This is a genomic window from Paraburkholderia atlantica, assembly GCF_000092885.1.
In the GTDB taxonomy this organism is placed as follows: Bacteria; Pseudomonadota; Gammaproteobacteria; order Burkholderiales; family Burkholderiaceae; genus Paraburkholderia; species Paraburkholderia atlantica.
This window is the reverse complement of the sequence record NC_014119.1, coordinates 235441-254700: the sequence shown is the minus strand read 5'-3', so window position 1 is coordinate 254700 and position 19260 is coordinate 235441. Positions and strand designations below refer to the sequence as shown.

Sequence of the window (19260 nt, the reverse complement as noted above, 5' to 3'; positions counted from 1 at the left end):
GCGCTGTCTCGGCGGTTCAACGCTGTCTGCGCGGCGGCCGGGTCGGTTAAGCGGTGGCGGTTTGCAGTGCGGGGAATGCGTGCTCGAGCAAGCTGTACAAAGAAGCGGTGTCGTGTGCAATGCCATAGACGTAGCGGTCTGGGCGGATCAGCACCGCTGCGGCGCCCGTTGACGCTAACCACGTATTCACCGCGTCTGCATCGCAGACGATCTGGACGCCCGCCCGTTCGGCGCGCTCCGCAATGTCATCACATCCGGCGAGCAGCTCAGGCAACGCGACGAGCGCAAACCGATAGCCGACGACGTCATCCATCAGACGTCCGTCTGCCAGGCGCGGTTGGGGCGCGACATGGCCCACCACGGCCGACGAGGATGCGTCGAGGTAGGCTCCGGGGCCGAGCTTCGGTTGCGGAGTGACGAAATGGCGAATCGCAGCGCTCATTTCGATGTCCCGGCTGGTCGCAGCCTCCGGATGGGTCGTCTGAATGACCGAACCAAGTCGCACCGCGGTTTCGATAAACTCGCGCACATGAGGCGAACGTTCTGATTCGTACGTATCGAGCACCGTATCGGGCGAAGTGCCGCGAATGACGGCCGCGAGCTTCCAGGCAAGATTCGACGCATCGCGAATGCCGGCGGCCATCCCCTGGCCCATGAAGGGCGGTGTCTGATGCGCGGCATCGCCAGCCAGCAGCAATCGTCCGCGGCGCCAGCCGTTCGCCACGACCGAGTGAAAGGTATAAATCGCGGACCGCTCAAGTCGGGCGTCGGCCGGGGAAATCCAGCGCGCGAGCTTATCCCACAGCCATTCGGGGGACCCTAGTTGCGTCGCATCATCGCCCGGCATGACCATAATTTCCCAGCGGCGGCGATTTCCCGGACCACGGGTATAGGTCGTCGGGCGCGCCGGGTCGCAATACTGAATGGAGAAATCACCGAGGTCGGGGCGCGGGGTGTCGAGCAAGACATCGACGACGACCCAGCGTTCATGCGATTTCAGATCGGTGAGTTCGGTGTCCATGAATCGTCGCGCAATCGAGCGCGCGCCATCGCATCCGACGACATAGCGAGCCGTCGCACGGCCAAGCTTGCCGCAGCTGGTGTCCTCGAAGCGGAGCTGGACGCCATCGCTGGTTTCGTCAAGCGCAAACACTTCGTGACGCAGCCGTACGTCGATGTTTGCCTGACCCGCCAGGCGATCGCGCAACGCGTTTTCGAGGTCGGGTTGATGAAATTTGTAACTGGCGCACCAGCCGTGCGGGCCAATGCACGTGGGGCGTGACCAGTCGATAAGGAGTTGGCCGGCGGCGTTCACGAATTTCATGCCGGGGCCGACAAACAATTTGGGAAGCAGCGTGTCGGCAAGCCCTATGCTCTGAAACACCCGCATGCATTCGCCGTCAAAATGCACCGCGCGGGGCAGCGCAAAAATGTCTTTGTCTCGCTCCAGCACGAGTACCCGCAAGCCTTCGATCGCCAGTAAGTTGGCCAGCGTCGCACCGGTCGGGCCGAGGCCGATGATCGCGACATCGTAGTCGCATGCGTGCATCGAAATGGTTTTATCTGACATGTCTACATCCACTTCATGAGGCGCCGGAGGCGCGGGTGCGCTTCCGGCAACGGTCTTTATGCTTCGTCGGCGATCGGATTGGAGAGCACGCCAATCCGATCAACTTCCACTTCGACCCGGTCGCCGGGCTTCATGAAGAGGGGCGGATTGCGCTTTGCCCCGACGCCGCCGGGCGTGCCAGTGACGATGACGTCGCCCGGCGCGAGCGGCGTGAATGTCGACAGATAGGCGATCTGCTTCGCGATGCCGTGAATCAGCATCTGCGTGGTCGCGCGTTGCACTTCCTGCCCGTTCAGACGCGTGACGAGCATCATGAGGGCGTTCGGCTCGATTTCGTCGCTCGTCACCATCCACGGCCCGAACGCGCCCGTGCGATAGAAGTTCTTGCCCGGTCCCCACTGGGTGGTGTGACGCTGCCAGTCGCGCACCGAGCCATCGTTGTAGCAGGCATACCCGGCGATGTGATTCCATGCGTCGGCTTCAGCGATGCGCCGCCCACCCCGCCCGATGATCACGGCGATCTCACCCTCGTAGTCGAATTGCCGGGACTCGGGCGGACGCAGCATCGGCTGTCCATGGCCCACTTGCGAAGCTGGAAGCCGCATGAAGATGACCGGCTGCTCGGTGGTTTCCCGATTGGTTTCCTTGACATGCTCAGCATAGTTGAGCCCGACGCAGAAGATCTGCTCGGGGTTGGGAATCACCGGCAGCAGCGTCACTTCTGATAGCGGGTAGTCGCCCTTACCAGCCTGGGCCGCCTGCGCGGCCTCCCCCAGCGCGTTGGCGGCAATCAGTGCCTTCAGGTCGGCATAACGATTGTCCAGGCGCTTGACGAGATCAACGACGCTGTCGTCGCGAACGACGCCGAAGGAGGAGCCTTGATGGGTTGTAAAGCTGACGAGTTTCATTGACGCTTCAGGTAAATAAAAATTCGGGTAGATCAACGCTAACGATCGCACGAAAGTCGTACGTTTATCGTATTGTGAGAATAAGCTATATTTAACAATGAACACAACGTGTTTTTCGTCGGGGTTTATCACTACTGGAGGCGAACATGGAAGGTGCGAAGAGAGCGCGACGCGGGTTGTCACTGAGCCATATGGGCTTCTCCGTCAGCGCGATATGGCGCGGGGGGAAGACTTCTATTCGCGGGTGCTGGAGTTCACCGTGACCGATCGCGGGACGCTGCAGACGCCGCACGGCGAAGTGCGGCTGGCGTTCCTAAGTCGCGATCCTGCGGTGCACCAGATCGTGCTCGCAAGCGGTCGACCGGAGCACCTGGCATTCAATCCGATAAATCAGATTTCACTTGAAGCGGACAGCCTCGACACGCTCAGGCAGTTTCACGCGAGCTTCGTCTCGGAAGGTCTGGAAGAGATCAATCCCGTCACGCATGGCAACGCGATTTCGATTTATGCGCGCGACCCCGAGGGCAACCGGCTGGAGCTCTTCATCGATACGCCTTGGTACGTCGACCAGCCGATGCGGGTGCCAGCGGACTTCGACTTGCCTGACGCACAACTGATCGCGGCTGTTGAGCGCCACGCGAGCGGGCTGCCGGGATTCAGGCCGCGAAGCGATTGGCAAGCCGAGATGGCTGTGCGCATGGGCCTTGCATAATCAAGTTGCTTGCTCGGTTGGCGGTCTACCGGGTAAGCACAAATCGCCGGCCGTGAAAGACAGGCTGTCGGGCGCGCCCGAGCGTTTGCCGTGAGCCGGGAAGCCCGGCGGGAAAGCGCGCGAGTGGCATAATCCGCTCACATAGAAGGAGCTCAGCGCGCAGATGTCGAGCATCACTCGGCTTTTATCCATACTCGAACTGTTTTCGGAGGCCAAGCCATTCTTGTCCGCCGAAGACGTCGCTGCTGAACTGGAGTGTTCGGCGCCAACGGCTTATCGCTACGTGCGTGAACTCGTGGATGCGGGTTTGCTCGTCCGGTTCACGGGCGGAGAGTACGGGCTCGGTCCTCGCATAATCAGGCTGGATTACCGCCTGCGTGCTTCGGATCCGCTGCTGGCAATCGGCCAGCCGATCATGCACGAGTTAAGCGAGCATTCCGGCTTCGATGTGGTGATGTCGCGCTGGTACGGAAACGAGCTTGTTGACACGCATCGGGAGACGTACGACGCGGCGCTTGATCTTCGATACGGCCGCGGCCGACCAAGACCTCTGTTTCTCGGCGCCGCTCCGAAGGCGATACTTTCGACCTTCCCGAAGGCCAAGCTCGCGATCCTGTTCGAACAATATCCCGAGGACATTGCACAGAGCGGCCTCGGGACGACGCTTGAAGAGTTTCGGGCTTCGCTGCTCAAAATCCGACGGGCAGGTTTTTATCTCTCAAGAGACGAACTGGAACACGGGGTTTCGGCACTCGCGTCGCCGCTATTCACCGACGACTCCAGTGAAGCGGTCGGATCGCTTGCGTTGATCATCCCGACTCAACGACTCGAGTTCGCTAATCTCGAGCGTCTCGTTGAATCGCTGCGGGAGGCCGCGGCGCGAACTTCACAACGCACGCGGGCGGCCATTGAAAGCCGTGGAACTGCAACAGCTTCGCTGTCGCACACCGTGTCGCCAACCAGACGTTCGACATAATCCACGGCCATATGCGCCCATGATCGTCCGTCGAACTTTCGAAGGGCCGCTTCAAGACCGACTTGAGACGGCCACCGGACATTCGTGAAAGGCAGGAACGGGTCGCAGTAAGACCCTGGGCGCAACCGATTGATGGCTTTGTTCGTGGTCGCTCGATCTCGTTCGCTGCTTTGTCGGGCGCGATTGTGCCGTTTCCTTAATTGCCGTGTGCGTGATTGTCGTGCGCTGCCGAGCCCGATGGAGGCGGCTGGCTGGCTGCGATGATGGCTCGATGCCGAGTGTGGGATCGCGTTCTGGCGGTGTTGTCTCTGAGCCTGGTGCGCTTGCGTTAGAGGAGAGGTACCGAGTAGCGGCCAAAAGACCGTTTCGCCGCGTTACATCGACATAGGCTATGTCACGTAACCGCCAGGGTGGGCGCGATCCGAACAATGATACCGAGAGTTCTTGGCAAACGGTGCCATCAGTGAGCGAGTGTTGTTAAACCGAATGTGGGCCAACTCCAACCGGACCGGTACGTCGTCCGGGGTGGGATCAACTTCCAGCGCCTGTCAGGCACCACGCGCCGACCGAAACGAAGTGCTTCGCCAGCTTGCCTGGGGATGGTTGAGCCTTCATTCGAATCCTGCATGGCTTGACGATCGAACATAATTCTCGAATAATGAGATATATCAATTTTGATTGAAGGACATTTAAATGAAACTGGTGAGCTTCGAACGGCAAGGCCGTGTAGGTTTTGGTGCGGTGATCGATGCAGGCATCGTGGACTTGGGTCAGGCGTTCAACGGGCGGTATGTCAGCCTGAAGGATTTGCTGGCTGCAGATGCCGTGGGTGAGGCTGCCGAACTGGTATCGGGGCGCCAGGCAGATTTCCAGATGTCGGATGTGACGCTGCTGCCGGTGATTCCCGACCCCGGCAAGATCTGGTGCTGCGGTCTGAACTACCACGAGCACGTTCAGGAAACCAACCGCGAAGTCACTGAACAGCCGACCTTCTTCTTGCGCGTGGCAAGTTCACAAGTCGGTCATGAGCAGGCCATCGTGCGGCCCAGGGAATCGACGCAGCTGGACTTTGAGGCGGAAATCGCCGTTGTCATCGGCAAGGGCGGGCGTCGCATCGCCCCAGCAGATGCGGCCCAGCACATCGCGGGTTATGCCTGCTACAACGATGGCAGCGTGCGCGACTGGCAGCGCCATACCTCGCAGTGGATTCCGGGCAAGAACTTTTGGCGCACCGGCGGATTTGGCCCCTGGATGGTGACCGCAGACGAAATTCCGTTTGACACGCGCCTGAAGATGGTGACGCGCCTTAATGGACAAGAGATGCAGAACACCACCACCGACATGATGATTCACAGCATCGCCAAGCAGATTGCTTACGTGTCCACCATTGCACCGCTTGAAGCGGGCGACGTCATCGTCACAGGTACGCCGGGTGGCGTCGGTGCACGACGCCACCCGCCAGTCTGGATGAAGGCGGGCGACGTGGTGGAGATTGAGGTGGAGCGCATCGGCGTGCTGCGCAATCCGATTGCTGACGAGCAGTGATCCGGCTCCGTACGAATTGAGCATCAGCCTTGGCTTCTTTCATGTTCAGGGTCATTCACAGACCGGCATGAAGACCCTATACCGATGCATGGTGGGCTGCGTGCCCATCGCATGGCTTCCTGTCCTGAACAGAGCTCAGAACTAGCGGTCCCAAGGTCGCGCAGACCTGATCTACAGGAGCCCGAATCAGCTCAATGGCTTCCAAAAAAGGATGAGGCGATCCGGGGCATCGCCATCAGGTAAACCAGAGCACAGCTCTATCGAAAGAAGAATTTATGCACGACGTTGCGATCATCGGTCTCGGCCCCACGGGGGTAACGCTGGCAACCCTGCTCGCACAGCAAGGCCTTCGGGTGCTGGCGATCGACCGCGAAGCGGGCATCTATCCGCTGCCGCGTGCAGTGCATTTCGATGGTGAGTGCATGCGTGTGTTCCAGAGCATCGGCGTTGCCGATGCGTTGAAATCCCAGGTGCGTCCATCGCCGGGCATGAAGTTCATTGACTCCGACGGGCGGCTGCTGATTGATTGGTCGCGCGACTTGGAAATCGGGCCCATGGGCTGGTATGCCAGCTACCGTTGTCACCAGCCCTGGCTGGAACAAACGCTGCGGCAAAAACTGGCCGAGCACGCCGGTGCGGACATTCGCGTGAAGCACGAGATGCTCGATTGCACGGTTGCGTCAGACGGCGTTGATCTACGCATCAAGGACCTTTCCACCGGCAAAGCGTTGCAAGAGAAAGCACGCTACGTCGTCGGTTGCGATGGGGCGCGATCCATTACACGTGGACTCATCGAAGCGCGCATGGACGATTTGCAGCAACACGAACAATGGATCGTGGTGGACGTGGTTCTGAATCATGAGCGCCCCGATTTGGGCGACTACAGCATCCAGTATTGCGATCCATCGCGCCCGGGAACTTACGTGCGCGGCGTCGGCATGCGCCGGCGCTGGGAGCTGATGCTGGTGCCGGGCGACGATCCAGCGATCATTACGCAGCCGGAATCCATCTGGAAACTGCTGTCACGCTGGGTCACGCCACAAGAGGCTACGCTGGAGCGCCCCGCGCTCTATACCTTTCGCGCCGTTGTCGCGCGCGGGTGGCGGAAAGGCCGCCTGCTGCTGGCGGGTGATGCTGCGCATCTGACGCCGCCGTTCATGGGGCAAGGCATGTGTGCGGGTATCCGCGATGCTTCCAACCTCGCATGGAAGTTGGCGGCAGTGATTCGCGGCGAGGCAGGTGAAGACTTGTTGAACACTTATGAATCCGAGCGCGAGCCGCATGTGCGTGAGTTCATCTCAACAGCGGTGCGCCTGGGGCACATCATCCAAACTACCGACCCGGATGTCGTGCGGCGGCGCGACAAGGAGTTTGCACAGCCTGAATTGTTTTCGACTCCGCAACCGTCGCTCGGCCCTGGCGCTCATGTGGGAGGCTCCCTTGGCGGACGCATGATCCCGCAGGCGGTTCGCGCCGACGGATCGCGCACGGACGATGACACGGGCTACGCCTATTCGTTGTTTGTATCTCCCGTCGCGCTAGGTGCAGCGAAGGCCCTGATCAAGGACCGTGTGCCCATCGTCGCGGTCACCGAGCCTTCGCTGACGAATTGGATGGAGGCGTCGGGCATCGTTGCCGCGTTGGTGCGCCCCGACCGCTATGTCGCGGGGGTCGCTGCGACAGACCGCGAGCTGGAGCAATTGCTGCAGGCACGCGGCGCAGATTCCCCGATCTGTGCATGAGCGCCGGCGGCAAGGGCCCCACAAACACTTGAGCAACACTGCGCAGCGCAACCTGCGCAAGTGTTGAAGCGGGAGTGAAACGTAGCGTAGCAGTTGGGACGACCAAATGATCGGTGTTGCGTCAGACCGAGCGGGTTTCCCCGCCGTCGGCGCGCAGGTTCTGGCCGGTGATGTACGCGGACTCGTCACTCGCGAGAAAGCGTACGACCCGGGCCAATTCGGCGGTACTTTGAGCGCGGCGCAAGGGGATCTTGCTGGTCCATTCGGGCGGCACTGCAGCGGGATCGTCCTTTGTAAATCCGGGGAGCACGTTGTTCATTCGGATGCCTTGCGGCCCGTACTCATCGGCATAGAGCTTGGTGAACGAACCCAGCGCGGCGCGCAGCGTTGTCGAGATAGGGAACATCCGGTTGGGTTCGAAAGCCCCGGCTGTGGAGATGTTGACGATCGCGCCACCGCCCGAAGCAAGAAGGTGCGGGGTAGCGATGCGAGCCATGCGAACGACGCTCAACAAGTACAAATCCACACCGTGCAGCCAGTCGTCATCGCTGATGTCGAGCAGCGTCCCGCGTGCGGCGTGGCCACTGTTGTTGATCACCGCGTCAATGCGACCGAACTTTTCGATTGCGAGATCAACTGTCGCGCGCAGGTCCGCGATGTTGGTGTTCGAGCCATCAACGCCAGCACCGCCCAGTGACTCGGCGAGCATGCGACCGCGGCCGGACGGAGACAGGGCCACGACACGCCAGCCGCAGGCCGCAAGCTCACGCACGCAGGCTGCACCAATGCCGGAACCTCCTGCGACAACAATGCCGACCTTTTGCTTTTCCGTGCCTCGTGGGCTATCTCCAATCTCGGCCATGCGCTGACTCCTTCAAGTGTGTGGTGCTAACTGCGGCTCCGGGAATACGCCTATACCGGAGGATGACTTTTTTCTCACCTATTGAGATATACTTGCAGAATCGATTATACAAAAGAGACAGCGTTTTATGAAAATTTCCGATCACATCGCAGATTCGCCCATGACCAGCTTACAGCTGCGCGTCGTCTTCGTGTCGATCGTCCTCGTCGTGCTCGATGGTTACGACTTGACACTGGCGGCATTCGCTGCGCCGTTCATTGAGCGGGGCTTTGGCGTCTCAAAGACGCAGTTGGGGATGGTGCTGTCGGGCGCCCTCATCGGGATGTTAGTCGGCTCGATCGTCGTCGCACCCATTGCCGACCGAATGGGGCGCCGCCTGACGGGTGTGCTCGCGACGTGCGTGATCGGGATCGGGATGTTGATTGGCCCGTTCGCTTCAGCCGAGCGCGGAACCATGCTGTTGGTCATCAGCCGCATCATCACCGGCGTCGGCATTGGTGCCCTTGTCGCCGTGGTCGGCGTGATCCTGTCTGAATACACCGCCAAGCGCGTCTATCCGGTGGTGATGGCGATCTACGCGGCCGCGATCAATATCGGCGGATTGCTCGGCGCCATGCTTGTCGGGCCGATGCTGGCCACCCATGGGTGGCAATTCGGCTGGTGGGTCGGGTTCGTCCTCAGCGTGGTTGCCGCGATCGGGACCTACTTTTTGCTGCCGGAGTCGCTCGCCTGGTTGGCCGAGGGGCGTCGTCGCGACTCACTGCTGCAACTGAACAGGATCCTCGCGAAGATGCGGCAGCCCACGTTGACCGCGTTGCCGGAGTCTTCGAATCCCGATGTCAAGGTGGCCGGGGCATTGCGCACCATTGCCAGCACCCCGTTGCTCTGGCAGACGGTGCTGATGATCTTGTCCTACGTTGCCTACATGGTGAGCTTCTACTTCCTGACCACCTGGGCGCCCACCACGGTGGCCAGTATGAACCACAAGCCGTTGCTGGCTCCCCAGCTCGTTGTTGCATTCAGCGTGGGTGGTATCGCCGGGAACCTCGTCTTCGGCTTCATCGGCAACCGCATCAACTTGCGCATCCTGACGCCCATTTTCCTGGTGATGGCCGCGGCGGCCATGTCGTACTTCGGCATCGCCGGCCCGGCGATGCCCGGTGCGATGTGGACGGTGTTCATCGCGTCGTTCTTCGTCTGTGCCGGAACGGCGGGTTTTTACGGGATCGTTCCGCTCCTGTATCCAACGTTGGCCCGCTCAACGGGCTACGGGGTGGTCATCGGCATGGGTCGCTTTGGCGGCATCGCGGCGCCCATCCTTGGTGGAATGAGCTTCGATGGTGGCATGGACATGGGTACGGCCTTCACACTGTTTTCACTCCCGATGTTGATCGCAGCCATCGGCCTTTTGGTACTGCACGTTGGGCTTAAGCGCTCGGCATCACGTGAGCGCGCAACCTTGGCTGCGAGCTCTGGTGGCAAGCAGGCCGACCGCAGTCAGCAAGCCTGCTAACAAGAGGGCTGCCCTTCAGGCCGCCTCGAAAAGGAATACACATGTCACTCGCTGTCGCAGCTCTATCCCATGCGCCGTCTTTCGGTAACGTCGATCCAGGCGGTACCACGCTTGCTGAAATTATGGCCGGCATCCAGGAGGTTCGCGCCTTCGTTGAGCGTTTCGCCCCCGAGGTCGTCGTCGTTTTCGGGCCCGATCACTTCAATGGCCAGCTGTATTCGTCCATCGCCCCGTGGGTGATCGGTGCGCAGGCTGAGGGGATCGGCGACTACGGCACGACCGAGGGCTTCATCAATGTTGATGGCGAGACCGCGCGCCAGCTGCATGCCGCAGTGCTGGATCAGGGCATCGACATCGCGCGATCGGAGCGAATGACGGTTGATCATGGCGTCATGCAGCCCGTGGACTTCTTGCTCGGCAAGAGTCATGCGCGGCCCATCGTCCCGGTGTTTGTCAACGCAATTGCCTTTCCGTTAACACCGATGAAGCGTGTGCGCGAGATGGGTGAGGCGTTTGGCAAAGCTGCCCTACAGCTTGGAAAGCGAGTGCTTTTCATCGCCTCGGGGGGCATTTCGCATTCCCCGCCAATTCCGCGTTGGGAGGGGGCTCCTCCCGAACTGAAAGCACGTTTGGTTTCCTATGCCCCCACGCGCGAAGAGCGCCGCACACGTGAACAGGCCATCGTGGATGCGATCCAGAGGATTGCGGATGGCAAGGGTTCGAGTGCCCCGCTGAACGAGGCTTGGGATACCTTGCTGCTGGACACCTTCCGATCGGGTGATTTGTCACCGGTTGATACGTGGGACAACGACCAGTTCGTCATTGATGGTGGCTCAGCTGCACATGAGATGCGCAGCTGGATAGCGGCTTATGCCGCGCTCTCAACTGCTGGTAAATACAAGCTGCCTGTCGACCGTTATTGGGCCGTCAAGAGCTGGGGCGCCGGTTTTGCCGTTCAGGCGGGATGTGCAGCATGAACCGTCTTGTGACCTTCTGGGAAGCAGTGTCGGATCTTCCGCATCGTCTGCATTACGTTGACGTCGGGCCGTGGCGCACGCGTGTGCTCGACCTCGGCGAAGGTGACAGGGTCGTAGTACTTGCCAATGGCACCAGTGGCCACATTGAGGCCTGGACGCAGAACGTGCGTGCGCTGGTTCAGGCTGGCTACCGTGTCATCGGTTACGACTATCCAGGTCATGGGTACACAACCCTGACCGATCACGACTTGGAAATCCCCGAGTACGAGTCGCACTTGCTAGGGCTGCTGGATGTGCTCAATCTCAAGCGTGTCCATCTTGCCGGGGAGTCACTCGGGGGATGGGTCGCGGTCAAGTTTGCTGCCCACCACTCTAATCGTTTGCTGAGCGTGATTCTGAGTGCGCCCGGCGGCCGCGTGGTTGGCGAGCAGAAGGTAGACAAGGCGCAATCAGTGAGCAAGCAAGCGGTCACCGAGCCGACGTTCGAGAACGTCAAAAAGCGCCTTCAGGTCGTGATCCACGACCCACAGAAGATAACGGAAGAGTTAGTGCGCGTTCGCCAAGCTATATACAGCCGGGATCCGAGCGGGACAAACATGGCTCATATCTCTGTGTTGCGTCAGCCGGAACAGCGTTGGCGCAACCGCGTCACAGATCAGGATTTCGCGGCCATCCCCGTGCCAGCGCTCTTTGTCTGGACAGACCATGAACCCACTGGCGACGCTTCAGAAGGCCGGCGCTTGGCTGCGCTTATTCCTCAAGGCGAGTTTCTGCTTGTTGAGGGCTCTGCGCACTGGCCCCAGTGGGAAGGTGCGGAGGTGTTCAATGCGGCGGCCATCTCCTTCCTCGACAAACAGCACCGCCAGAGCTAGCCAGAACATGACCACTATGACCATCCCCTCTGAAACTATCCAGAGCATCGCTCGTGAGCTTTACGACGCCCGCGTTGGTGTCTATACCGTTCCTTACGTTAGCCCGCGACTGCCTGAGCGCGACCTTGACACGGCCTATGCAATCTCGGCTGAGTTCGCCGCACTGCGCGAACGAAATCTGGGCGTGCGCAGGGTAGGTCGAAAAGTGGGACTGACCAATCCGAACGTGCAAAAGCGCGTCGGCATTAGTGAGCCTGACTACGGAGTTATCCACGACGACATGGTCTTCCAGTCGGGTGCGGTGTTGCCCAAGTCGCGCTACAACCGATTGCTAATCGAAGCCGAAGTCGCATTTGTGCTCAAGAGCGATATTTTCGATGCCACGCTCGAGCGAGTGGCGGCGGCCATTGACTACGTGACACCAGCCTTCGAGGTCGTTGATTTCCGCTACGGCGGCAGCGTGGGGCAGATTGTGGACACCATCGCCGACAACGCCGGATGCAGTGGCATCGTGGTAGGCGAGGAAAAGCATCCCTATGGCTCGGTAGATCTCAAAGCGGTCGAAATGGTGATTACCGGGGGCGGCAAGGAGATTACGCGCGGCGTCGGAAGCAATGTACTTGGCGACCCGATCAACGCCGTGCTCTGGTTGGCCGACACAGCCATCCGCACGGGGCAGCCGTTGCGAGCTGGCGAGGTGCTGCTCTCGGGTTCGATCGGCTACATCGAGCCTTGGCCGGCGGATGTCGAGTGTGTTGCCACCATTACCGGTCTCGGCCGCGTGGTCGCGAGTGTCGATTCGAATGCATGAGTTTCGAGAGAGAGCTACACCATGAGTAACTATTGCCCCGTTGATGCAGTCACCCGCGTCGAGATTGAGCAGCTCATTTCCGAGATGCTTTACCGCCTGGATCACAACCAGGCCGATACCACGTGGGAGCTCTATACCGAAGACGGTGTCTCAGTCGGCCCCTTGGGCACGATGAATCGCGAGCAGAGCAAGATTTGGGGTGCCAAGCGGGTGAAGCAAGCCGACATCGTCAGCCGCCATTTCATTGGTGGAGTCCGGCTGGTCTGGGACGGCGATGAAGTGGCCGGCACCGTGCAGTATCTGACGTTCCGCGACACCAACGAGCCGCAGACACAGCCCGCTTCTGTGGGTGAGTTCCGTGAGCGGTATCGCAAGGTTGATGGTCAGTGGCGATTCGCCCGCCGCGAGATCGTGCCAGTCTTCGGAGGCAACGCTGCTGCTGCGCATGCGGCGCGGCTCACAGAAAGTGGGAGCAAGCCATGAAAACAGCGGCTCTCGCGAGCGGGCCCAAGATATTGGTGCATCAGACGCTGCCTTCGTTCTCCATTCCGGAATGGGCGAAGGTTGCCGGCTACGACGGCGTCATCCTCGATCTTCAACATGGCGAACTCGGTCTCGACGCCGCGTGCGGCATCCTGCGCTCGATTCCTCGCGACAACGCTTACGCTTGGGCGCGTGTCGGCTCGACTGACCCCGGCCAGATCCTGCGCCTGCTTGACAGCGGCGCGCGCGGCATCGTTGCCCCCACTATCGAGTCGCGCGAGCAGGCACAGGCCTTGGTGGCTGCGACCAAATATCTACCCATTGGTAATCGCAGCATGGGACCGTCGAGGCCAGGGCTCTACATCGGTGATTCGTATGCCGAAGCAGGCAACCTCGCCGTCTCGACCATTGCCCAGATCGAGACCCGGATCGGCGTCGAACGCGCGGAGGAAATCATCTCCACTCCGGGGCTGGACTCGATCTACATCGGTCCTGCCGATCTTGCCGTTTCCTATGGTCTGCCGGGGCGTGGTGACTGGGACGACGGGCCTGTTCGCGACGCGATCGTCCACTTGCGCGAACTCACCCAGGCCCATGGCGTGACCCTCGGCATCTATTCAGGCAAATCTGCATACACCTCGGCGTTGTTGGCCGATGGACTGGTTGACTATGTCGCATTCGGTATCGACCTCGTTTTGTTGAATCGCGCGTTCGGCGAAAACATCAACGAACTCAAGACCGCTCTATCTACAAGGAATCGCCCATGAGCAAAACCGCGGACGTTCTCATCATCGGTGCGGGGCCTGTTGGCCTCATGCTAGCCAACCTGCTTGGACAGCAGGGAGTTAATGTTCTTCTCGTCGAGAAGAGCGAGACCCTGATCGACTACCCACGCGCAGTGGGCATCGACGACGAAGCCCTGCGGGCGATGCAGACTGCTGGCCTTGTGGATGAGGTGTTGCCTCACACCATCCCCGATCAGAAGATCTATATGGTCAACGGCGATCGACAGATCCTTTCTGAAGTCAACCCGACAACTCGCGAGTTTGGGTGGCCCCGCCGCAACGGATTTGTACAGCCGCTGGTGGATAGGGTGCTGCTTGACGGGCTCAAGCGTTTTCCGAACACAGCGGTGCGGTTCAGTACCGAGGTCGTCGATTTGCTCGAAGATGGCGAGGGAGTGGTGGCCACGACTGAGCGTGGCGAGAAGCTGCGCGCACGCTACGTAGTCGCAGCAGAAGGCGGTTCCTCGCGCACTCGCACGCAACTGGGTATTTCGTTCGACGGCGAAACTCGACCATCCGCTGGCATCGTCATTGACGTTGCCAACGACCCCATTGGAACGCCGCACGCCGTGTTCGGCGGCGACCCGAAACGCAGCTATGCCAGCATCGCACTGCCGCATGGGATCCGTCGTTGGGAATTCACGCTGTTCGAAAGCGAAGATCCTTCGCTGGTGGAAAACGATGACTACATCCACGCGCTGCTGGCACCGCATGTGCCTGACCCAACCAAGCTGGAGATCATTCGTCGTCGGGTCTATCGGCACCACGCGCGTGTGGCCGGACAGTTCAGGGTTGGCTCCATCTTCCTCGCGGGCGATGCCGCGCACGTGATGCCGGTGGTCGGTGGACAGGGATGGAACTCCGGCATCCGCGACGCTTTCAATCTGGCCTGGAAGCTTGGTGCGGTGATCAATGGCGCATGCGGCGATGCTCTGCTCGAAACGTACGAGATGGAGCGAATGGGGCACGTCAAGCAGATGGTCGCCGTCTCACTTGGCATGGCCAAGGAAATGACGGATCACGACCCCGCGAAAGCTGCGGAACGAGACCGCATCGCTGCCAACCGCACACCCGAGGAACGTGAAGCACAGAAGCGGCAGGCCTTCAAGCCTCAACCCAAGTTCGACAAAGGTGTGGTGGTACACACGCCGCTGCCGAGCTTCAAGACGCTGCCGGCGCGCGATGTGCCCCGCATGGCTGGTGCCATCTTCCCGCAGCCACGAGTGACCAACGCTGAAGGCGTCGAAATGCTGCTCGACGACGCCACCGGTCAGGGTTGGCGCGTCCTGATGTGGAACAACAATCCGATGGCTTTTATTTCGGCCGAACGTTGCGCTGCTCTAGCGCATCTGCGCGTACGACTTGTTCAGGTGGTGCCTAAAGCACAACTGCCGTGGGCGCGTCGTCACGCCCCTGTGGGAGTTACGGTGATCGGTGACTTGGGTGGAGAGCCCAGCTTGCAAGCCTGGTTTGACGCTAGGCCGGTCGGTGCGGTTGTCGTTCGTCCTGACCATGTGGTTGCCGCCGAATGCTTGGCACAGGAGCTAGACGATGTGCTGGCACGTGTATTAGACGTTACGCATTTCTGTCTGCCGCAGCAGTAATGTCGCTATAGGCCGTGCCAGACGCGGCAAATTGATCGGTTTATCAGGCACGTAGCGCGACTGCTTTCGGGCAATCCGCTTTTCGTATTGCAGTCCACTTTTATAACTACGCATTGGAGACGCATGTGAATTTGAAGTCACCCAACGCCGTGCTGCGCCGGAGCGCAGCATTGGCGTCCCTCGCCGCCTTGCTCTTTGGCGCCCAGGCTGCGCACGCACAGAGTTCGATCACGCTGTACGGCATTATCTCCACGGGCGTGGGCTGGGTCAGTAACGTGGGCGGAAGCTCGTCCGTCCAGATGATTGCAGGCACGATGCAGAATAACCGCTGGGGCCTGCGCGGCGTCGAAGATCTGGGCGGCGGTCTCAACGCGATCTTCGTGCTCGAAAACGGCTTCGACATCACCAACGGCAAGTTCCAGCAAGGTGGACGCATGTTCGGACGCCAGGCCTACGTCGGCCTGAGCGACAAGTCGTGGGGTACGGTGACGCTCGGTCGCCAGTACGATATTCCGTTCGACTATCTCGACCGTTTCGAAGCGCCGGTTGCCGCGCTGGGCCTCGCCGCCCATATCGGCGACAACGACAATCTGTTCGGATCGTATCGCTACAACAACTCGATCAAGTACCAGTCGCCGACGGTGAACGGCCTGCGTGGGTCGGTCATGTACGCGATGAGCAACGCGGCCGGCCAGTGGGCCGTGAATCGCTCGGTGAGCGCGGGCGTGGCCTACGACAACGGGCCGCTCAAGCTGGCGCTGGTCGGCCTGAATACGAATTACCCGGGCCCGACGCTGAATCCGAACGGCGCGGTCACCGACGATTACATCGGGCCGCCGTTCCTGCTGTTCCATACCAGCCCGATCAACCGGAACGCGGGCGTGAGCCGTCAGCGCGAATTCGGCGGCGGCGCGCAATACACGTTCAGCAAGCTGCGCCTGACCGGCCTCGTCACGGACGTGCGGTACGACTATCTCGACCACACGTCGCTGCATCTCGACAACTTCGACGTCAACGCCACCTACGACATCACGCCGTTCCTCGTGCTCGGCGCGGCCTATGTCTACACGAAGGGGCAATACGGCGGCGGTATCGACGCGGCTCCGCACTGGAACATGGGACAGATCAGCATCAACTATCTGTTGTCGAAGCGTACCAACGTCTACGTCTTTACCAACTATCAGCGTGCGACCGACGCGAAAGCCGTTACGTACCTGCTGGCGCCGTCGAGCAACGGGAGCCAGACGGTGGTCGTGGCTGGCATTCGTCACCTGTTCTAAACCGCGCCCTCAGTCGCATCGCGCCTGACTTCACCCGCTTGAAAGACGACGCCTCCGCAACGTGCCGGAACCGGCGAAACGGAGGCGTCGAAGCGGTGAAATTCGTACAACGCGAATACAGTCGAAATCTAGTCGGGATAGTCATGAGCAGCCAACTACTGACGGGCGTGCGCGTGTCCCAGGCGCTCGCACAGCCGCAGGTGGCGCACCGCGAACTGACGATGACCCTGCTGATCGACGATCCGGAGCGCGACAGCATCACGGTCACGCGCAGCGGATTTCAGGTCGACGGCGCGCACAGTCGGTCGCGCACGGGCGGCCGACGCTCGGGCAGCACAACGACGAAATCCTGCCTGAAGCCGGGTTCACGATGAATGAGATCGCTGCGTAGCGCGCGAACGGAACGATCCAGGCACAACGACATGCACGTGCCGCATGAGAAAGCCTTCGACTTGCTCGCGCAGGTCAAGGCAGGACGGACCACGCGCGTCACCGACATCCGGCCAGGGCAAGGCGGCCGGATCAAGGGGCCACTGCCGCCCGCGTCCGGCGACGCGCATGCCGGCAAGGATAAAGCACTGCCTGCCCCTGGCATCCGCACTACCCGTTTCGGCGCGCCGTTGCGCGCTGACCGCTTTCGAAACGCCTGCTCTCGGAAATCATGAAATCGTTGATATCGTTTATTGATCGCCTGCCTATCGCCCGAAAGCTTCTCCTGCTGGGGATCCTGATTCTGCCCACCATAGGCGTGCCAACGTACCTCCAGCTCAAGTCATCGTTGAACGCCGTGAGCGCTGCCAGCACCGAACAGGCAGGCCTCGAGTCCGCACGCGCGCTCCTGTCGTTGATTCAGCTGACGCTGCAGCACCGGGCGCAAGCCGCCACGCTGCTAGGCGGCAACAACACCGTCGCCGCGAGTCGCGAAGCGACGCGGGCAGCGGTGGACCAGGCCATCGCCCGCATCGACCAGGATCAGAAAGCACGAATGCGCCGTACCGACATGATGCGCGCCTGGGAAAGCGCGGTCGAGAACTGGCGTGAGATTGCAGCGGCAGTCGACGCGCGCAAGCTCAGCGACAAGGAATCCACCATGCGCCACACGGAGATCATCGAACAATACTTCTCCATTCTCGATCTACTGCTCGACGACACCGGCCTCGCTCTCGATTCCGAGGTGGGGACGCACTATCTCGTGCGGGCGGCGCTCGTGAGCTTGCCGAAGGCCACCGCAACGCTGAGCCTCACGCGGTCCCGGGGCGCCGGAATACTGGCCAGAGGAGAAGCGAGCCCAACGGAACGCGCCATGCTCGCCTCGCTGGCCAACGCTGGATCGAATCAGGCCGACGATCTGGGAAAGGCTTTCGACAAGGCCTTTCACGCGGAGCCCGAACTCAGTGCCGCGCTCGCGGACGAGCTCGATCGCGCCAATACGTCGATTCGCGCGGCCCTTGATCTGGCGACCCGAGAGATCGTCAGTGCCGACGCGATCCACTACGCGGCAATCGACTACATCAAAACCTTCACGGGCGCGTTGGACCCGCTCTTTGCGCTCGAAGCCCGCGCGCTCGACAGCCTTAAGGCACAACTCGACCTGCGCTCGAACCGCGTGCATCGCGCGATGCTGGTCCAGGTCGGACTGCTCGGCATGATGCTCCTCATCGCGATCGTCTTGTCCAGTATTGTGGTACGCCGCATCACGGGGCCGCTCCGTAATGCGCTGGCCCTGGCGAATCGCGTGGCCGACGGGGATCTCACGAGTCATATCGAAGTGGCCACCACGGACGAAACCGGCCAGCTAATGCAGGCGCTGAAAGCGATGAACAGCAGCCTGGCCAGCATGGTTGCCCGGATTCGCACGGGAGCGGAAACCATTTCCACGGGTTCGGCGCAGATTGCTGCCGGCAACACGGACCTCAGTTCGCGAACGGAAGAACAAGCTGCGTCACTCGAAGAAAGCGCGGCGAACATGATACAGCTGACGTCAACGGTTCGTCACAACACCGAAAGCGCGAGACAGGGCAACACGCTCGCGGCCCACGCATCCGAAATCGCTGCGCGCGGCGGCGAGGTGGTGGGGCGCGTGGTTCACACGATGCGCGACATTTCGAACAGCTCGACTAAAGTCGCCAACATTACCGCCACGATCGAATCCATCGCATTCCAGACCAATATTCTCGCACTCAACGCGGCCGTGGAGGCTGCACGGGCCGGCGAACAGGGGCGCGGCTTCGCGGTGGTCGCGAGCGAAGTGCGCAACCTGGCGCAGCGCGCGGCCACCGCCGCGAAGGAGATCAAGGACCTCATCAACGAGTCGGTGGATCACGTGACCGCCGGCACCGAACACGTGGACGAGGCCGGCCGGACGATCAACGAAGTGGTGTCCGCCGTGCGCCGCGTGGCGGATCTGATGGGCGAGATCGCCGCCGCCTCGGACGAACAGCACAAGGGCATCGAGCAAGTAAATTCGGCGGTGGTCCAGATGGACCAGGTCACGCAGCAAAACGCGGCGCTCGTCGAGCAGGCCACGGCGGCCGCCCAGTCGATGAGCGAACAGGCCGTGCTTCTCAAGCGGGCAGTGGATGTGTTCAAGGTGTCGGACGAATATCTGGTCGCTTCTTAG

The 19260-nt window shown here is 61.0% G+C and carries 17 protein-coding genes and 1 pseudogene; 15 read left to right on the top strand and 3 right to left on the bottom strand.

Going from position 1 to position 19260, the window contains the following annotated elements:
* Positions 1–46 precede the first annotated feature (46 nt).
* Positions 47–1570 (bottom strand): bifunctional 3-(3-hydroxy-phenyl)propionate/3-hydroxycinnamic acid hydroxylase MhpA, encoded by a 1524-nt coding sequence (mhpA, locus tag BC1002_RS28735; protein ID WP_013093494.1) that lies wholly within the window; start codon positions 1568–1570, stop codon positions 47–49.
* 56 nt (positions 1571–1626) lie between these two features.
* Positions 1627–2478 carry a fumarylacetoacetate hydrolase family protein gene (locus BC1002_RS28730; RefSeq protein ID WP_013093493.1) on the bottom strand — a complete coding sequence of 284 codons (852 nt, stop codon included), beginning with the start codon at positions 2476–2478 and terminating at the stop codon, positions 1627–1629.
* A 146-nt stretch (positions 2479–2624) separates the two neighbouring features.
* Here BC1002_RS28730 and BC1002_RS28725 point away from each other — a divergent pair.
* The 4 genes and pseudogenes from BC1002_RS28725 (at position 2625) to mhpA (BC1002_RS28710) (ending at position 7453) form a co-directional block, all read left to right on the top strand.
* A pseudogene (locus BC1002_RS28725) lies at positions 2625–3190 on the top strand (VOC family protein).
* Positions 3191–3353: 163 nt separating this feature from the next.
* The gene (locus tag BC1002_RS28720; protein WP_013093491.1) at positions 3354–4166 is read left to right on the top strand and encodes an IclR family transcriptional regulator; all 813 of its coding nucleotides are present in this window, start codon (positions 3354–3356) and stop codon (positions 4164–4166) included.
* Positions 4167–4859: 693 nt separating this feature from the next.
* Positions 4860–5711, top strand: a complete 852-nt coding sequence (locus BC1002_RS28715) for a fumarylacetoacetate hydrolase family protein (protein ID WP_013093490.1) — start codon at positions 4860–4862, stop codon at positions 5709–5711.
* A gap of 275 nt (positions 5712–5986) precedes the next feature.
* Positions 5987–7453: a bifunctional 3-(3-hydroxy-phenyl)propionate/3-hydroxycinnamic acid hydroxylase MhpA gene (mhpA, locus tag BC1002_RS28710; RefSeq protein WP_013093489.1), complete on the top strand. Its 1467-nt coding sequence runs from the start codon at positions 5987–5989 to the stop codon at positions 7451–7453.
* 121 nt (positions 7454–7574) lie between these two features.
* Here mhpA (BC1002_RS28710) and BC1002_RS28705 read toward each other — a convergent pair whose 3' ends face one another.
* Positions 7575–8315: an SDR family oxidoreductase gene (locus BC1002_RS28705; protein ID WP_013093488.1), complete on the bottom strand. Its 741-nt coding sequence runs from the start codon at positions 8313–8315 to the stop codon at positions 7575–7577.
* Between the two features lie 127 nt (positions 8316–8442).
* On the opposite strand from BC1002_RS28705, the gene BC1002_RS28700 reads away from it, so the two are divergent.
* The 11 genes from BC1002_RS28700 (at position 8443) to BC1002_RS28655 (ending at position 19260) form a co-directional block, all read left to right on the top strand.
* A complete protein-coding gene (locus tag BC1002_RS28700) occupies positions 8443–9828 on the top strand; it encodes an MFS transporter (protein ID WP_013093487.1) in 1386 nt (461 codons plus the stop codon).
* Between the two features lie 41 nt (positions 9829–9869).
* Positions 9870–10805: a 3-carboxyethylcatechol 2,3-dioxygenase gene (locus BC1002_RS28695; protein WP_013093486.1), complete on the top strand. Its 936-nt coding sequence runs from the start codon at positions 9870–9872 to the stop codon at positions 10803–10805.
* Positions 10802–11677, top strand: coding sequence for an alpha/beta fold hydrolase (locus BC1002_RS28690; protein WP_013093485.1), 876 nt, complete (start codon positions 10802–10804; stop codon positions 11675–11677). Before BC1002_RS28695 ends, BC1002_RS28690 begins: the two co-directional genes overlap by 4 nt.
* Before the next feature lie 7 nt (positions 11678–11684).
* The gene (locus BC1002_RS28685) at positions 11685–12488 is read left to right on the top strand and encodes a 2-keto-4-pentenoate hydratase (RefSeq protein ID WP_013093484.1); all 804 of its coding nucleotides are present in this window, start codon (positions 11685–11687) and stop codon (positions 12486–12488) included.
* A gap of 21 nt (positions 12489–12509) precedes the next feature.
* Positions 12510–12971, top strand: coding sequence for a nuclear transport factor 2 family protein (locus tag BC1002_RS28680; protein ID WP_013093483.1), 462 nt, complete (start codon positions 12510–12512; stop codon positions 12969–12971).
* Positions 12968–13738 (top strand): HpcH/HpaI aldolase family protein, encoded by a 771-nt coding sequence (locus tag BC1002_RS28675; RefSeq protein WP_013093482.1) that lies wholly within the window; start codon positions 12968–12970, stop codon positions 13736–13738. The genes BC1002_RS28680 and BC1002_RS28675 overlap by 4 nt, the downstream gene beginning before the upstream one ends.
* Positions 13735–15360, top strand: coding sequence for a bifunctional 3-(3-hydroxy-phenyl)propionate/3-hydroxycinnamic acid hydroxylase MhpA (gene mhpA, locus BC1002_RS28670; protein WP_013093481.1), 1626 nt, complete (start codon positions 13735–13737; stop codon positions 15358–15360). The genes BC1002_RS28675 and mhpA (BC1002_RS28670) overlap by 4 nt, the downstream gene beginning before the upstream one ends.
* Positions 15361–15485: 125 nt before the next feature.
* The gene (locus BC1002_RS28665) at positions 15486–16640 is read left to right on the top strand and encodes a porin (RefSeq protein WP_013093480.1); all 1155 of its coding nucleotides are present in this window, start codon (positions 15486–15488) and stop codon (positions 16638–16640) included.
* A gap of 143 nt (positions 16641–16783) precedes the next feature.
* Positions 16784–17014 (top strand): hypothetical protein, encoded by a 231-nt coding sequence (locus tag BC1002_RS28660; RefSeq protein WP_013093479.1) that lies wholly within the window; start codon positions 16784–16786, stop codon positions 17012–17014.
* A gap of 48 nt (positions 17015–17062) precedes the next feature.
* Positions 17063–17305: a hypothetical protein gene (locus BC1002_RS36855; RefSeq protein ID WP_013093478.1), complete on the top strand. Its 243-nt coding sequence runs from the start codon at positions 17063–17065 to the stop codon at positions 17303–17305.
* Positions 17302–19260: a methyl-accepting chemotaxis protein gene (locus BC1002_RS28655; RefSeq protein WP_013093477.1), complete on the top strand. Its 1959-nt coding sequence runs from the start codon at positions 17302–17304 to the stop codon at positions 19258–19260. Before BC1002_RS36855 ends, BC1002_RS28655 begins: the two co-directional genes overlap by 4 nt.

Bases quoted from the DNA above. Each gene is read 5' to 3' on its own strand.
- mhpA (WP_013093494.1), bottom strand. From the start codon at position 1,570: ATGTCAGATAAAACCATTTCGATGCACGCATGCGACTACGATGTCGCG.
- BC1002_RS28730 (WP_013093493.1), bottom strand. From the start codon at position 2,478: ATGAAACTCGTCAGCTTTACAACCCATCAAGGCTCCTCCTTCGGCGTC.
- BC1002_RS28720 (WP_013093491.1), top strand. From the start codon at position 3,354: ATGTCGAGCATCACTCGGCTTTTATCCATACTCGAACTGTTTTCGGAG.
- BC1002_RS28715 (WP_013093490.1), top strand. From the start codon at position 4,860: ATGAAACTGGTGAGCTTCGAACGGCAAGGCCGTGTAGGTTTTGGTGCG.
- mhpA (WP_013093489.1), top strand. From the start codon at position 5,987: ATGCACGACGTTGCGATCATCGGTCTCGGCCCCACGGGGGTAACGCTG.
- BC1002_RS28705 (WP_013093488.1), bottom strand. From the start codon at position 8,315: ATGGCCGAGATTGGAGATAGCCCACGAGGCACGGAAAAGCAAAAGGTC.
- BC1002_RS28700 (WP_013093487.1), top strand. From the start codon at position 8,443: ATGAAAATTTCCGATCACATCGCAGATTCGCCCATGACCAGCTTACAG.
- BC1002_RS28695 (WP_013093486.1), top strand. From the start codon at position 9,870: ATGTCACTCGCTGTCGCAGCTCTATCCCATGCGCCGTCTTTCGGTAAC.
- BC1002_RS28690 (WP_013093485.1), top strand. From the start codon at position 10,802: ATGAACCGTCTTGTGACCTTCTGGGAAGCAGTGTCGGATCTTCCGCAT.
- BC1002_RS28685 (WP_013093484.1), top strand. From the start codon at position 11,685: ATGACCACTATGACCATCCCCTCTGAAACTATCCAGAGCATCGCTCGT.
- BC1002_RS28680 (WP_013093483.1), top strand. From the start codon at position 12,510: ATGAGTAACTATTGCCCCGTTGATGCAGTCACCCGCGTCGAGATTGAG.
- BC1002_RS28675 (WP_013093482.1), top strand. From the start codon at position 12,968: ATGAAAACAGCGGCTCTCGCGAGCGGGCCCAAGATATTGGTGCATCAG.
- mhpA (WP_013093481.1), top strand. From the start codon at position 13,735: ATGAGCAAAACCGCGGACGTTCTCATCATCGGTGCGGGGCCTGTTGGC.
- BC1002_RS28660 (WP_013093479.1), top strand. From the start codon at position 16,784: ATGAGCAGCCAACTACTGACGGGCGTGCGCGTGTCCCAGGCGCTCGCA.
- BC1002_RS36855 (WP_013093478.1), top strand. From the start codon at position 17,063: ATGCACGTGCCGCATGAGAAAGCCTTCGACTTGCTCGCGCAGGTCAAG.
- BC1002_RS28655 (WP_013093477.1), top strand. From the start codon at position 17,302: ATGAAATCGTTGATATCGTTTATTGATCGCCTGCCTATCGCCCGAAAG.